The following is a 14,417-nucleotide window of genomic DNA, read 5'->3' on the forward strand; positions in this document are numbered from 1 at the left end:
ACCAAGGCCGCGCAGACCGTGCAGGTCTCGGCCTACCCGGACCACTACGCCCAGTGGGAGAAGCAGGCCGCCGACCTCGTCGCCAAGCACTGGAACTGAGCGCACTTCAACGACTGCTGATCGCATCTGAACGATCACGCTGGCCGGCACCCCCGAGCGGGGTGCCGGCCAGCGGCATATCCAGACCCACCCACCCGCCATCCCCGTTGACCATGAGGTTGGCTGCGGAGTTGATCTCCTCCACCACTGCCAACCTCATGATCAACTCGCTCGGCGCGGCGTGGCGCGGCGGGCGACGGCGGTCGAGGGGTGCGGGGTTCCGGGGCGGCGAGGCCCGCGCGGAGGGCGCCCACGGCGGGGGTGTGGCCCGCCGTGCCCGGCGCAGGGATCAAGCCTGACCGCCCGGAGCCGGGCACGGCGGGCCACACCCCACCCACCGACCACCGCAACCCACGCACGGAAGCAAGCAGTGGCGCGCGTCACCAGAGCGGGTGGAAGACCCGGACCGGGTAGCCTGTTGAGTCAGGTGTCGGTGTGTCCAGTGTCCCCGGGCCTCACCTAAATTGCCTTCGCGGAATACCGTTCGGCTGGAGCCGCGTCGTGCCACTCGCCGAGAGGCGACCTGCACACCGACACCCCAGCGCCGCCCCCGACCCACCAGGGCCGGGGGCGGCGCTGTCTGCACCGGCGGAAGCGATCCCTTCGCTCCGCTCGCGGGCACCGCCGCGCTGCCCTATCTTCAGAGAGTCGACGGCGTCGGGGAGGGGTGCGGGAGCATGGGACTGCGTACCTTCCTCGAGGGCTGGCCGGTCTACCGGCAGCTCACCGGCACCGACCCGCTGGGTCGGGGCGCCGCCGCGCAGTCCGGCCGCTCCGCCGAGCTGACCGCGCGCACCGAGACGGCGGACAGCATGGCCCGCTCGGTCTGCCCGTACTGCGCGGTGGGCTGCGGGCAGCGGGTGTTCGTCACCGAGGGTCGGGTCACCCAGATCGAGGGCGACCCGGACAGCCCGATCTCGCGCGGCCGGCTCTGCCCGAAGGGTTCGGCCAGCAAGAGCCTGGTGACCAGCCCGCTGCGGCAGACCAAGGTCCGCTACCGCCGGCCGTACGCCACGGAGTGGGAGGACCTGGAGCTCGACACCGCGGTCGACATGATCGCCGACCGGATCCTCGCCGCCCGCGAGGAGACCTGGGAGGACGTCGACAGCGAGGGCCGGCCGCTGAACCGGACGCTCGGCATCTCCAGCCTGGGCGGGGCGACGCTGGACAACGAGGAGAACTACCTCATCAAGAAGTTGTTCACGGCGATGGGGGCGCTCCAGATCGAGAACCAGGCGCGGATTTGACACTCCGCCACCGTCCCCGGTCTGGGGACCAGCTTCGGTCGCGGTGGCGCGACGGACTTCCAGCAGGACGTCGCCAACGCTGACGTCATCGTCATCCAGGGCTCGAACATGGCCGAGGCCCACCCGGTGGGCTTCCAGTGGGTGATGGAGGCCAAGCGACGCGGCGCCAAGGTGTTCCACGTCGATCCCCGGTTCACCCGGACCAGCGCCGTGGCCGACACGTACCTGCCGATCCGCGCGGGCACCGACATCGCGCTGCTCGGCGGGGTGGTGCGCTACATCCTGGAGAACGAGCTCGACTTCCGGGAGTACGTGCTGGCGTACACGAACGCCGCCACCATCGTCAGCGAGCGGTACGTCGACGCCGAGGACGGTGACGGCTTCTTCTCCGGGTTCGATCCGGAGACCAGCAGCTACGTGCAGGACAGCTGGCAGTACGCGGGGCACGAGCGCGACTCCGGCAGCGGGCACACCGCCAAGGAGCGGGACAGCGCGGCCGGGCTGCGGCACGAGTCGCACGGCGCGCAGGTCGCCGGTCAGGTGCCGCGGGACGAGACGTTGCAGCACCCGCGCTGCGTCTACCAGATCCTCAAGCGGCACTTCGCCCGCTACACGCCGGAGATGGTGGAGCGGGTCTGCGGCATCCCGCGGGACAAGTTCCTGGAGCTGGCCCGCGCCTGGACGGAGAACTCCGGCCGGGAGCGCACCGGGGTGCTCATCTACTCGGTGGGCTGGACCCAGCACAGCGTCGGCGTGCAGTACATCCGCACCGGCGCGATCATCCAGCTCCTGCTGGGCAACATGGGTCGGCCCGGCGGCGGGATCCTGGCGCTGCGCGGGCACGCCAGCATCCAGGGGTCCACCGACATCCCGACGCTGTTCAACCTGCTCCCCGGCTACCTGCCGATGCCCCACCACGCCGACCACCCGACCTTCGACCAGTGGGTGGACAGCATCCGGCACCCCGGCCAGAAGGGTTTCTGGGGCAACGCGCGCGCCTTCGGGGCGAGCCTGCTCAAGGCGTACTGGGGTGACGCGGCGACCCCGGAGAACGACTTCTGCTACGGGTACCTGCCCCGGATGACGGGCGACCACGGCACCTACCAGCAGGTGCTGAACATGATCGACGGCAAGGTCAAGGGCTACTTCCTGCTCGGCCAGAACCCGGCGGTCGGCTCCGCGCACGGCCGGGCCCAGCGCCTGGGCATGGCCAACCTCGACTGGCTGGTCGTCCGCGACCTGTTCATGATCGAGAGCGCGACCTTCTGGAAGAACGGCCCGGAGGTCGCCACCGGCGAGATCGTGCCGAAGGAGTGCCGCACCGAGGTGTTCTTCCTGCCCGCCGCCTCGCACGTGGAGAAGGAGGGCACCTTCACCCAGACCCAGCGACTGTTGCAGTGGCGGGAGAAGGCCCTCGACCCGCCGGCCGACGCCCGCTCCGAGCTGTGGTTCTTCTACCACCTGGGCCGCCGGCTACGGGAGAAGCTGGCCGACTCGGACCAGCCGCGGGACCGGGCACTGCTCGACCTGACCTGGGACTATCCCACGCACGGTCCGCACGCCGAGCCCAGCGCCGAGGCGGTGCTGCGCGAGATCAACGGGTACGACGTGGCGACCGGCCGCCCGCTGTCCGCGTTCGCCGAGGCCAGGGACGACGGGTCCACCGCCATCGGCTGCTGGATCTACACCGGCGTCTACGCCGACGGGGTCAACCAGGCGGCCCGGCGGAAGTCCCGGCACGAGCAGGACTGGGTGGCCGCCGAGTGGGGGTGGGCCTGGCCGGCGAACCGCCGCACCCTGTACAACCGTGCCTCGGCCGACCCGCAGGGCCGCCCGTGGAGCGAACGCAAGCGCTACGTCTGGTGGGATCCGGACGCCGGCGAGTGGACCGGCCACGACGTGCCGGACTTCGAGAAGACCAAACCGCCGACGTACCGGCCGCCGGAGGGCGCGTCCGGGCCGGCGGGGATCGCCGGCGACGACCCGTTCGTCATGCAGCCCGACGGCAAGGGCTGGCTGTACGCGCCGAGCGGGGTGCTCGACGGCCCGCTGCCGACGCACTTCGAGCCGGCCGAGTCGCCGCTGCGCAACCCGCTCTACGGTCAGCAGGCCAACCCGACCCGGAAGGTCTACGCCCACCCGGTGAACTCGGTGAACCCGAGCCCGCCCGAGGAGCACAGCCAGGTCTTCCCGTACGTGTTCACGGTGAGCCGGCTGACCGAGCACCACACGGCCGGCGCGATGAGCCGGACGGTGCGGCCGCTGGCCGAGTTGCAGCCGGAGATGTTCGTCGAGGTGTCGCCGGAGCTGGCCGCCGAGGTCGGGGTGACCCACCTCGGCTGGGCGCACCTGGTCAGCGGCCGGGCGGTGATCGAGGCGAAGGTGCTGGTCACCGACCGGCTCACGCCGCTGCGGGTGGACGGCCGGGTGATCCACCAGATCTGGCTGCCGTACCACTTCGGCTACGAGGGCCTGGTGACCGGCGACTCGGCCAACGACCTGTTCGGCATCACCCTCGACCCGAACGTACTGATCCAGGAGAGCAAGGTCGGCACCTGCGACGTGCGGCCCGGGCGGCGACCGACCGGGCCGGCCCTGCGGGACCTGGTCGCCGACTACCAGCGGCGGGCCGGGATCGTGCCGGGACGGTCGGCGCCCACCGTGACCGACGGGGTACGCCCACCGGCACCCGACGCGGGGGAGGATGGCGACGATGCCTGACGCCAACAGCCTCTACGGCCCCCTCGACCCCGCCCCGGACGCCGGCTGGGTCGACGCCGGCCCGCGGGTGGGCTTCTTCACCGACACCAGCGTCTGCATCGGCTGCAAGGCGTGCGAGGTGGCCTGCAAGGAGTGGAACGGGGTACCGGACTCCGGGTTCGACCTGCTCGGCATGTCGTACGACAACACCGGCGCGCTGACCGCCAACTCCTGGCGGCACGTGGCCTTCATCGAGCAGCCCGTCCCGGCCGGGCACCGCACGCCGCCGTTCGCCGGCACCCCGACCGACGGGTCGGTCAGCGCGTCCTCGGCGGCCGTCGCCGCCGGCACCGGCAACCCGACCGGCACCGACCCGGGCGTGCCGCCGGGCTCGGCCTCCCCCGCGGCCCGGATGGGCGCCGACGGCGCCGCGGCACCGGCCACCGTCCCCGATCGGGGCAACGGCACAGGTACGGGCGGCCAGTTCCTCGGCATGCCCGGTTCGCAGCCGCCCGGCCGGTCCACCGGCGTCGAGGAGCGCACCGACTTCCGCTGGCTGATGATGTCGGACGTCTGCAAGCACTGCACCCACGCCGCCTGCCTGGACGTCTGCCCGACCGGCTCGCTGTTCCGCACCGAGTTCGGCACGGTGGTGGTCCAGGAGGACATCTGCAACGGCTGCGGCTACTGCATCTCGGCCTGCCCGTACGGGGTGATCGACCAGCGCAAGGGGGACGGCCGGGCGTGGAAGTGCACGCTCTGCTACGACCGCCTCGGCGCGGGCATGACGCCCGCCTGCGCGCAGGCCTGCCCCACCGAGTCGATCCAGTTCGGACCGCTGGACGAGCTGCGGGAGCGGGCGGCGCGGCGGGTGGCCCAGCTGCACCAGCGGGGGGTGCCCGAGGCCCGGCTCTACGGCAACGACCCCACCGACGGCGTCGGCGGTGACGGCGCGTTCTTCCTGCTGCTCGACGAGCCCGAGGTGTACGGCCTGCCGCCGGACCCGGTGGTGACCACCCGCGACCTGCCGAAGATGTGGAAGCGGGCCGGGCTGGCCGCGCTGGCCATGACGGCGGCCGCCGTCGCCGCGTTCGTCGGAGGTTCGTCGTGAGTCCGGACCGCGCGCCCGTCGGCTCACTGTTCCGTCGCTTCCGCGACCGGCTGGAGACGCAGGGACCCGGCCGCCTCGGCGGCCCCGGCCACCGGGGCGGCCACGGGCCGAAGATCGGCGTGGGGCCCGCCGGCTCCGAGCCGTCGGCGGCGTTCGGCGGAGAACCCGGCGGTCCGGGCGACGACCAGCGGCGGGTCGGTGCGGGCGCCATGACGTCCGGACCCGCCCCCGCACCGGACCAGGCCGCCGTGGACGCCCGCCGGGCAGCAGGGCCTGACCAGGCCCCGGCGAAAACCGCCCGGACAACAGGGCCTGGCCCGGCCGCCGTGGACGCGGCCCGGACAACGGAGCCCGACCGGGGCGCGGTGAACGGCGCCCGGGCCACCGGCCGTGAAGGCCGTGCACGCGGTACCGGCGTCGGTGCGGCCCGGACCGACTCGGAAGCCGCGGAGGTGCGCCTCGCCCCGGACCCGCCCCGCGACGTCGCGCCGGTCGATCGCCGGGGTCGCCGCAGGCGGACCGGGCGCGGTGGCGAGGAGCTGCGCGTGCCGGAGGCCGAGTTCACCTCGTACTACGGCCGGCCGATCCTCAAGGCGCCGGTGTGGCGGTGGGACATCGCCGCGTACCTGTTCACCGGGGGCCTGGCCGCCGGCTCGTCGCTGCTGGCCGCCGGCGGACAGCTCACCGGCCGCCCGGCGTTGCGCCGCGCCGGCCGGGTCACCGCGCTGGGCGCGGTCACCGCCAGCGCGTACTTCCTGATCCACGACCTGGGGCGGCCGTCCCGCTTCCACCACATGCTGCGGGTCGCGAAGCCGACCTCGCCGATGTCGGTGGGCACCTGGATCCTGAGCGCCTTCGGGCCGGCCGCCGGCGTGGCCGCGATCGCCGAGGCGGCGCCCTGGCTCCCCGAGCGGGGCGTGCTCGGGCTGGCCCGCCGGGTGCTGCCCCCGGTCGGGCAGGCCGCCGGGCTGGCCGCCGCCGCCACCGCGCCGGCCCTGGCCACGTACACCGGGGTGCTGCTGGCCGGAACGGCGGTGCCGTCGTGGCACGAGGCGTACCCGGAACTGCCGACCATCTTCGCGGGCAGCGCGCTGGCCAGCGGCGCCGGCGTGGGCCTGATCGCCGCGCCGTGCGCGCAGGCCGGCCCGGCGCGGCGGATGGCCGTGGCCGGCGCGGCGCTGGAGCTGCTCGGGTCGCACTCGGTGGAGACCCGGCTCGGGTTGCTCAGCGAGCCGTACCGGACGGGCCGGGCCGGCCGGCTGCTGCGCGCCGGGCGGGCGCTGACCGCCGCCGGGGTGGCCGGGGCGCTGGTCGGCCGGCGCAGCCGGGTGATCTCCGCGCTCTCCGGCGGGGCGCTGCTCGCCGCGTCGGTGGCCACCCGGTTCGGCATCTTCCACGGCGGCGTCGCCTCGGCGCGCGATCCGAAGTACACGGTCGTGCCGCAGCGGGAGCGGGTGCGCCGCCGGGAGGCCGGCGAAGGCTGAGGCTCGCCGCGCGACGGGCCGGGGGCTGTGGTTGACTCCTGGGCGGAGGCGTTCAGGAGGCTGGTGCCCCTCCCGGTCTTCAAAACCGGTGTGGCCCGGGACCCGGGTCAGGCGGGTTCGATTCCCGTCCGTCTCCGCCAAACCGCTCGGGAGAGATGACGCGCATGGGCGAGGCGCCGGCCGACCCACGACGGCGGGTGCCGCGCACCGACACCCTGCTGGCCGACCCGCGCCTGGCCGCGGCGGTCGCCACCCTCGGCCGCGACCGGGTCAAGGCAGCCGTGGGCCACGCCCAGGAGCGCGCCCGCCGCGGCGACATCACCCCCGAACAGGTACCCGACGACGCCCTCGCCGCGCTGCCCGCGCCAGCGCCGCGCGCGGTGCTCAACGCCACCGGCGTCGTGCTGCACACCAACCTCGGCCGGGCGCCACTGTCGGCTGCCGCCGTCGAGGCGGTCGTCGCCGCCGCCGGGCACACGGACGTGGAGCTGGACCTGCGCACCGGGCGGCGCGCCCGGCGGGGACGCGACGCCCTGGACGCGCTCGCCGCCGCGGTGCCGGACGCGGCGGCCGTGCACGTGGTGAACAACGGCGCGGCCGCGCTGGTGCTCGCCGCCACCGCCCTGGCCGCCGGCGCGGAGATCGTGGTGAGCCGGGGCGAACTGGTGGAGATCGGCGACGGGTTCCGCCTGCCAGACCTGCTGGAGAGCACCGGCGCCCGGCTGCGGGAGGTCGGCACCACCAACCGCACCACCCTGGCCGACTACGCGGCGGCGATCGGCCCGGCAACCGGCTTCGTGCTGAAGGTGCACCCGTCGAACTTCCTGGTCACCGGCTTCACCTCGGCCGTGCCGGTCCGGGCGCTGGCCACCCTCGGCGTGCCGGTGGTGGCCGACATCGGCTCCGGGCTGCTCGCACCGGACCCGCTGCTGCCCGACGAGCCGGACGCCGCCAGCACCCTGCGGGCCGGCGCGGCGCTGGTCACCGCCAGCGGCGACAAGCTCCTCGGCGGGCCGCAGGCCGGGCTGCTGCTCGGCGACGCCGCGCTGGTCGAGCGGCTGCGCCGGCACCCCCTCGCCCGCGCGTTGCGGGTCGACAAGCTGACCCTGGCCGCCCTGGCGGCCACCCTGCACGGCCCGGACACCCCCACCCGGTCCGCCCTGCACGCCGACCCCGCCGGGCTGCGGGAGCGGGCCGAACGGCTGCGCGACGCGCTCGGCGCCGACGGCTGCAAGGCCGAGGTGGTGCCGAGCAGCGCCGTGGTCGGCGGTGGCGGCGCACCCGGCGTCGTGCTGGACTCGTGGGCGCTGAGCCTGCCCGAGGCGTACGCCGGGCCGCTACGCCTCGGCGCGCCGCCGGTGCTCGGCCGGGTGCTGCGGGGCCGGCTCCTGCTGGACTTGCGCTGCGTCCCCCCGGCCGCCGACGACACCCTGCGCGCCGCGGTGCTGCGGGTCCCGGCGGCCGGCTGACATGTACGTCGTCGCCACCGCCGGCCACGTCGACCACGGCAAGTCGACACTGGTCCGGGCGTTGACCGGGATGGAACCCGACCGGTGGGCCGAGGAACGCCGCCGGGGCATGACCATCGACCTCGGCTTCGCCTGGACCACGCTGCCCGCCGGCGGCACCATCGCCTTCGTCGACGTCCCCGGCCACGAGCGCTTCGTGCCGAACATGCTCGCCGGCGTCGGACCCGTCCCGGCCGCGCTGGTCGTCGTCGCCGCCGACGAGGGCTGGATGCCGCAGTCCGCCGAGCACCTGGCCGCGCTGCACGCGCTCGGGGTGTCGTACGGGCTGCTGGCGGTGACCCGCGCGGACCTGGCCGACCCGGGACCGGCGTTGGCCCGGGCCCGGGCGGAGCTCGCCGCCACCAGCCTCGGCGAGGTGGAGGCGGTACCGGTCAGCGCGGTCACCGGCACGGGCCTGCCCGAGCTGCGCGCCGCCCTGGACCGGCTGGTCGCCCGCCTGCCGGCGCCCGCGCCGGACCTGCCGGTGCGGCTCTGGGTGGACCGGTCCTTCACCATCCGGGGCAGCGGCACCGTGGTGACCGGCACCCTCGGCGGCGGCCGGCTACGGGTCGGCGACCAGCTGGAGCTGGCCGCCACCGGCGAGCCGGTCCGGGTACGCGGCCTGCACTCCCTCGGCGCCGCCCACGACCGGGTGGACGCGGTGGCCCGGGTCGCGGTCAACCTGCGGGGCGTGCCGAAGGACCGGCTGGGCCGGGGCGACGCGCTGCTCACCCCCGGCCGGTTCCGGCTCACCGACCTGCTCGACGTGCGGCTGGCCGGCGACCCGGCCGCCGACCTGCCCGCCACCCTCACCCTGCACGTGGGCTCGGCTGCCGTGCCGGCCCGGGTCCGCCCGCTCGGACACGACACCGTCCGGCTGCGGCTGGCCCGGCCGCTGCCGCTGCTCGTCGGCGACCGGGCGCTGCTGCGCGACCCCGGACGGCACCACGTCAGCGGCGGGGTGACGGTGCTGGACGTGGCCCCACCGCCCCTGCGCCGGCGCGGCGCCGCCGCGGCCCGGGCGGCCGTCCTCGCCGACCTCGACGGGCGGCCCGACCTCGCCGGGGAGCTGCGCCGGCGGGCCCTGGTCCGCGCCGGGGAGCTGACCCGGATGGGGGTGCCGGCCACCGTCGCCCCGGTCGCCGGCGACTGGCTCGCCGACCCCGAGCACTGGCGGCGGCTGGCCACCCGGCTGGCCGAGGAGACCACCCGGTACGCGCGCGAGCATCCCCTCGACCCGGGCGTCCCGGTGGAGGTGCTGCGCCGGCGTCTCGACCTGCCCGACCGCGCGCTGGTCGAGGCCCTGGTCCGCCCGCCGCTGGCGCTGCGCGCCGGGCGGGTCACCGCCGCCGAGGTCGACGCGCTGCCCGCACCGGTGGCCCGGGCCGTGCAGCGGGTCCGCGCCGAGTACGCCGCCCAGCCGTTCCGCGCCCCCGAGGCGGACCGCCTCGCCACCCTCGGCCTGGGTCCCCGGGAGATCGGTGCTGCCGTGCGCGCCGGGGCGCTGCTGCGGCTGGCGGAGAACGTGGTGCTGCTGCCCGGCGCGCTCGACGACGCGGTCCGGGTGCTGGCCGGGCTGCCGCAGCCGTTCACGCTCAGCGCCGCCCGGCAGGCGCTGGACACCACCCGCCGGGTCGCCGTGCCGCTGCTGGAGCTGCTGGACCGGCGCGGCGCCACCCGCCGGCTGCCCGACGACGCCCGCGAGGTGGTCGGCCGGCCGTCCTGACCACCGCCGGGCCCGGCGGGCAGGGGCGGTGCCGCGGGCTGGCCCGAAGCCGCACCGCGACGGGCGCCGCGTCGCCTACCGTGACGCCATGGACCCATCGGCGGTCTGGCGGGACAAGAACCACCGCTGGCGGATCGAGGCGTACCGGGCGCCGGACCTGCGGTTCGCGATCTTCGCCACCAACGGCACCACCGAGTCGGCCCCGCTGTGGCTGTTCGGCATGTCGGCGCTGGCCCGCTGGCTGATGACCCACGCCATCTCCCTCGACGACCTGGAAAACGACTGACCCGGCCTCTCCGGTGACGCCGCTGCGGTTGAGTAGGGGCCAAGGTGGCGGGGGAGGGGGTGGCATGCTCGGGCAGCTCGCGCTGGTGGCCGTGCTGGTGCTGATCAACGCCGCCCTGTCCGGCAGCGAGATGGCGCTGGTGACGCTGCGGGAGGCGCAGCTGCGCCAGCTGGGCCGCTCCGGTCGGGCCGGGGCGCGGCTGGCCCGGCTGGCCCGGGAACCGAACCGCTACCTGGCCACCATCCAGCTCGGCATCACCCTCGCCGGGTTCCTCGCCTCGGCGGCCGCCGCCGTGTCGCTGGCCCAGCCGCTGATCGGCCCGCTCGGCTTCCTCGGCGGCGCGGCCCGGCCGGTGGCCGTGGTGCTGGTGACCGTGGTGCTGACCTTCGTCACCCTGGTCGTCGGGGAGCTTGCCCCGAAACGGCTGGCGATGCAGTGGGCGGAGCGGTGGGCGTTGTTGAGCGCACCCCCGCTGGACGTGCTCGCCCGGCTGTCCCGGCCGGCGATCTGGTTGCTCAGCCGCGCCACCGACCTGCTGGTCCGGCTCGCCGGCGGGGACCCGCGGGCACAGCGGCAGGAGGTGACCGAGGAGGAGCTGCGGGAGATGCTGGTCAGCCAGCGGGGGCTGTCGGCGCAGCAGCGGGAGATCCTGTCCGGGGCGTTCGACATCGCCGGCCGTACCCTGCGGGAGATCCTGGTCCCCCGACGGGACGTGACGGTGCTGCCCGCCTCGCTGTCGGCGGCCGAGGCGATGCGCCGGATGGCCGCCACCGGGCGCTCCCGCGCCCCGGTCGTGGGGCCGGGCGGGCTGGACGACGTCCGGGGCCTGGTGCACATCCGCGACCTGGTCGACGGCCACGGCGACACCGCCGGTCAGCGGGCCCGCGAGCTGCTGCTGCTGCCCGGCACGCTGCCGGTCGCCGACGCCATGCGCCAGCTGCGGCAACGCCACGAACAGCTCGCCCTGGTGGTCGACGAGTACGGCGGCATCGACGGTCTGATCACTATGGAGGACCTGCTGGAGGAGGTCGTCGGCGAACTGTACGACGAGACCGACCGGGACGTCTCCGGGGTGCTGCGGGAGGCGGACGGGGCACTGCTGCTCCCCGGTGACTTCCCACTGCACGACCTGGCCGACGTGGGGGTGCGGCTGGCCTTCCCGCTGCCGCGCGACTACACCACCGTCGCCGGGCTGGTCCTGGCCGGGCTGGGCCGGCTGCCGGACGGGCCGGGGGAGTCGGTGCGGCTGCCCGGGCTCACCGTCGAGGTGGTCGAGGTGGCCGACCGGGCGGTACGGCGGGTCCGGCTGCGCGGCCCGGCGGCCGGCGGCCGGGCCGAGTGACCCGGACGGGTTACCGGCCGCGAAAACCGCCGTACCGGGGCGGAACCCGCCGTACCGTGCGGAACGTGAAGGACCGAGGAATGCGGACGTTCCTGGCGGTGCTCGCCGGACTGGCGGTGATCTACTTCGGCGCCACCGGGCGCAGCGCCGATGAGGGCGGCGGGATCTCCGGCGGGGTGGTGCTGCTCGCCCTGGCCGCCGCGCTGCTGGTGTGGAACCTGACCAAGCCCGGGGACAAGCCGGTCAAGTGACGCTCACCGCGCCGCCGCAGTCCGGTTGACCTCGCCCGCGGACTCCTCGCCCAGGGCCACCCGGACCAGCGCCGAGGCGAGCCGGCCGAAGTCCGCCTCGCCGACCAGGCCCGCCAGCCCGCGCGGATTCGCCGGCAGCCCGAGCCGCTTCGCCCCGGTCAGGGTCCGCCGGTCGGCGTACGGGCGCACGTCCGGCCAGACCTCCTGCGCCTCCCGCAGGAAGATGTCCGCGCCGGTCGGACCGATGCCGGGGAACTCGGTGAGCAGCCGGCGCAGCGCGGTCGGCTGCCCGTCGGCCTCCCGGTGCAGCCGGCGCAGGTCACCGTGCCAGCGGTCCAGGCAGAGCCGGGCACCGGTGCCGAGCATCGTGGCGGTCCGCTCGTCGTAGCGGCGGTAGTGCCCGCGCCCCAGCGCGTCGACCCGCTCCTGCCAGCTCGCCGTCTCCATCGCCTGCGGGGTGCGCCAGCCGGCGGCGAAGAGTTCCCGCGCGGCGGCGAGCGCCACCCCGGCCCGGATCCGGGTGCTCAGCAGGGTGGCCAGCACCAGCAGCTGGTACAGCGGCCCCGGCCGGTCGGTCAGTCGGATGCCGGCCTCCTCGGCGTAGGTGCGTCCCTGCCGGTCCAGCAGGGCCCGGGCCACCCGTCGGTCGTCCCCCATCACCGTGCAGTACCCGCCCTGTCGCGGATCAGCCGGGCCGCCGCCGGTCGAATGTGCGCCACGGCGGCGGGTAAGCCAATGGGGTGCGCGGCCCGCTGGTCGTGCACCCCGTCGGAAGGAGAGACCCGTGGTGAACCCGCAGCAGATGGAGTTCCGCCGCAACGCCAAGGGCGCGACCAGTACGGACAGCCGGAAGACCGCCACGGACGCGGGCGGGCATCCGCAGCACAAGGGCACGTCCAACGCGGACGTCGGACGGCCGGTGCCGAAGGGGCAGGTCTCGCCGTACGGCCCGGCCGGTGAGCCGATCGCCGACGACGAGAGTGACCGGGGCTAACCGCACCGTGCGGAGGGCGGCCGCAGCCGGTTCAAGGTGGCAGCGGCCGCCATTCCGTATGCCAGATGGGGCACGATGTCGGCTAGCCAGTCGGACCGGCTCCAGGTGCGCGGGTCGCTGATCCGCAGCGTCGCGAGCGAACCGATCGTGGTGGCCATCACCCCGCCGCCGAGCAGCGCGGTCGCGACCGCCGGCCGTAGCCGGCGACCGCTCGCGAGGGCCCCGAAGGCGGCGCCGGTACTGATCCCCAGGGCGTACCCGAGGACGGCCCCGAGGCCCGTGCGGCGGTTGGCCGCTCGGTCCTCAGGGCCCAGGTCCACGTGCGCGAGACCGGCCAATCGGCCGATGCTCTCCTCCGGGGTGCTGCTCGCCGGTCTGGCCCGGACCGCGATGTCCAGGTAGCCGACCACGTTCAACGCGGCGCTGCCGACCGCGCCGGCGATCGCCCCGTCGACCACACCGGAAGCCCTCACTTCGGATCGCCCGGTTCGCGCTCACCCTTCGGGCCGAACGTCCGTTCCCCCCGGACCACGCCCCGTTGGCCGCGATCCTCCTGCATGATCCGGTTGGCGACCTGGTTGGCCTCCTGGTCCGCCGCCCGCCCCGACTGCTCGATCAGGTCGCGCAGGCGTGCGCGTTGCTTGTCGTACGCGTTGCTTCCCGGCCGTGGTCCTGGCATAGCCGCCTCCTCGGTAGCTGTCACCGCGTGCCGTACCCGGGCCGTCTACCCGTCTGCCGGCGGGTCAACCGCTCAGTCCGGGGTACGCACCACGGCCACCGGGCAGGCGCTGTGGTGCAGCACCCCGTGGCTCACCGAGCCGAGCAGCAGCCCGGCCAGCTCGCCGCGTCCCCGGCCGCCGACCACCACCAGCAGCGCCCGGCGGGACGCGGCGGTGAGCGCGGCGACCGCCCGGTCCCGCACCACCTCGCGGGTGATCGGCAGGTCGGGGTACCGCTCGCCGATGCCGGCGAGGGCCTCGACGAGCACCCGGTCCTCCTCGGCGCGCAGTTCGGACTCGTCGTAGACCAGCGGCTGCATGTCGCCGGGGCCGCCGGAGGCCGGGTGGCGGTAGGCGTGCAGGGCGTGCAACGTGGCGCCCCGGATGTCCGCCTGCTCGGCGGCGAACTCCACGGCCTCCCGGGCCGCCGGGGAGCCGTCCACCCCGACCACCACCGGACCGCCGCCGTGTTCCTCGCCGCGCGCCACCAGCACCGGGCACTGCGCGTACGTGGCGACCTGCACCGCCACCGAGCCGAGGATCAGCGCGCCGAAGCCACCCAGCCCGCGGTCACCGAGCACGACCAGTGCGGCGGTGGGCGTCTCGCCGAGCAGCACCGCCGCCGCCTCGCCGTCGATGATCTCGCCGGTCACCCGGATCCCCGGTACGGCCGCCTCCGCCTCGGCGACCGCCCGCGCGACGAGTTCCTCCGCCTGGTGGCGCAGGCCGCCGCCGGGCGGGGCGTCGGCGACCGGGTCCACGGGCACCCGCAGCAACGGCCAGATGAACCCGTGCACCACCCGCAGCGGCCGGTGCCGGCGGGCCGCCTCCGCCGCGGCGAGCCGGACGGCGCGCAGCGCCTGCTCCGAGCCGTCCACGCCCACCACCACCGCCGCGCCGTTCGCCGAGTTCACCGCCGCGCACCTCCTGCCCGCGGCCAGTATCGCGGC

The 14,417-nt window shown here is 75.5% G+C and carries 14 protein-coding genes and 1 tRNA gene; 10 read left to right on the top strand and 5 right to left on the bottom strand.

Annotation, left to right across the window (positions count from 1 at the left end; all coding sequences use genetic code 11):
- Positions 1 to 106: 106 nt before the first annotated feature.
- Entirely contained in the window at positions 107 to 244 is a 138-nt protein-coding gene (locus tag ACTMTB_RS25615; protein WP_441148773.1) for a hypothetical protein, read from the bottom strand.
- Between the two features lie 532 nt (positions 245 to 776).
- Here ACTMTB_RS25615 and fdh point away from each other — a divergent pair.
- The 9 genes from fdh to ACTMTB_RS25660 all read left to right on the top strand — a co-directional run bounded on the left by fdh (position 777) and on the right by ACTMTB_RS25660 (position 11,754).
- The gene (gene fdh, locus ACTMTB_RS25620; RefSeq protein ID WP_441148774.1) at positions 777 to 4,067 is read left to right on the top strand and encodes a formate dehydrogenase; all 3,291 of its coding nucleotides are present in this window, start codon (positions 777 to 779) and stop codon (positions 4,065 to 4,067) included.
- Positions 4,060 to 5,157 carry a 4Fe-4S dicluster domain-containing protein gene (locus ACTMTB_RS25625; protein ID WP_441148775.1) on the top strand — a complete coding sequence of 366 codons (1,098 nt, stop codon included), beginning with the start codon at positions 4,060 to 4,062 and terminating at the stop codon, positions 5,155 to 5,157. The genes fdh and ACTMTB_RS25625 overlap by 8 nt, the downstream gene beginning before the upstream one ends.
- 452 nt (positions 5,158 to 5,609) lie before the next feature.
- A complete protein-coding gene (gene nrfD / locus ACTMTB_RS25630) occupies positions 5,610 to 6,641 on the top strand; it encodes an NrfD/PsrC family molybdoenzyme membrane anchor subunit (RefSeq protein WP_441148776.1) in 1,032 nt (343 codons plus the stop codon).
- Positions 6,642 to 6,685: 44 nt separating this feature from the next.
- Positions 6,686 to 6,781 (top strand) — tRNA-Sec (locus ACTMTB_RS25635).
- 24 nt (positions 6,782 to 6,805) lie between these two features.
- Positions 6,806 to 8,110 carry an L-seryl-tRNA(Sec) selenium transferase gene (selA, locus tag ACTMTB_RS25640; RefSeq protein WP_441148777.1) on the top strand — a complete coding sequence of 435 codons (1,305 nt, stop codon included), beginning with the start codon at positions 6,806 to 6,808 and terminating at the stop codon, positions 8,108 to 8,110.
- 1 nt (position 8,111) lies between these two features.
- On the top strand, positions 8,112 to 9,875 hold the full coding sequence (gene selB, locus ACTMTB_RS25645) for a selenocysteine-specific translation elongation factor (RefSeq protein WP_441148778.1): 1,764 nt from the start codon (positions 8,112 to 8,114) through the stop codon (positions 9,873 to 9,875).
- Between the two features lie 88 nt (positions 9,876 to 9,963).
- The gene (locus tag ACTMTB_RS25650) at positions 9,964 to 10,161 is read left to right on the top strand and encodes a hypothetical protein (RefSeq protein ID WP_088962125.1); all 198 of its coding nucleotides are present in this window, start codon (positions 9,964 to 9,966) and stop codon (positions 10,159 to 10,161) included.
- 64 nt (positions 10,162 to 10,225) lie between these two features.
- Entirely contained in the window at positions 10,226 to 11,503 is a 1,278-nt protein-coding gene (locus ACTMTB_RS25655; protein WP_441148779.1) for a hemolysin family protein, read from the top strand.
- 65 nt (positions 11,504 to 11,568) lie between these two features.
- Entirely contained in the window at positions 11,569 to 11,754 is a 186-nt protein-coding gene (locus ACTMTB_RS25660) for a hypothetical protein (RefSeq protein WP_154936871.1), read from the top strand.
- Between the two features lie 3 nt (positions 11,755 to 11,757).
- Here the strand turns inward: ACTMTB_RS25660 and ACTMTB_RS25665 are convergent, their stop codons facing one another.
- Complete coding sequence (locus ACTMTB_RS25665) at positions 11,758 to 12,411, bottom strand: hypothetical protein (RefSeq protein WP_441148780.1); 654 nt, start codon at positions 12,409 to 12,411, stop codon at positions 11,758 to 11,760.
- Positions 12,412 to 12,538: 127 nt separating this feature from the next.
- Here ACTMTB_RS25665 and ACTMTB_RS25670 point away from each other — a divergent pair, with 127 nt between their 5' ends.
- Positions 12,539 to 12,748 (top strand): hypothetical protein, encoded by a 210-nt coding sequence (locus ACTMTB_RS25670; RefSeq protein ID WP_441148781.1) that lies wholly within the window; start codon positions 12,539 to 12,541, stop codon positions 12,746 to 12,748.
- Here the strand turns inward: ACTMTB_RS25670 and ACTMTB_RS25675 are convergent.
- The 3 genes from ACTMTB_RS25675 to ACTMTB_RS25685 form a co-directional block, all read right to left on the bottom strand.
- On the bottom strand, positions 12,745 to 13,221 hold the full coding sequence (locus ACTMTB_RS25675; protein WP_441148782.1) for a hypothetical protein: 477 nt from the start codon (positions 13,219 to 13,221) through the stop codon (positions 12,745 to 12,747). The two genes, ACTMTB_RS25670 and ACTMTB_RS25675, sit on opposite strands and share 4 nt — an antisense overlap.
- Positions 13,218 to 13,427, bottom strand: a complete 210-nt coding sequence (locus tag ACTMTB_RS25680; RefSeq protein ID WP_210778069.1) for a phosphatidylethanolamine-binding protein — start codon at positions 13,425 to 13,427, stop codon at positions 13,218 to 13,220. The genes ACTMTB_RS25675 and ACTMTB_RS25680 overlap by 4 nt, the downstream gene beginning before the upstream one ends.
- Before the next feature lie 72 nt (positions 13,428 to 13,499).
- Entirely contained in the window at positions 13,500 to 14,381 is an 882-nt protein-coding gene (locus ACTMTB_RS25685) for a universal stress protein (protein WP_441148783.1), read from the bottom strand.
- Positions 14,382 to 14,417: the final 36 nt, after the last annotated feature.

This window comes from Micromonospora sp. L32, from assembly GCF_052068055.1.
GTDB classification, from domain to species: Bacteria; Actinomycetota; Actinomycetes; order Mycobacteriales; family Micromonosporaceae; genus Micromonospora; species Micromonospora purpureochromogenes.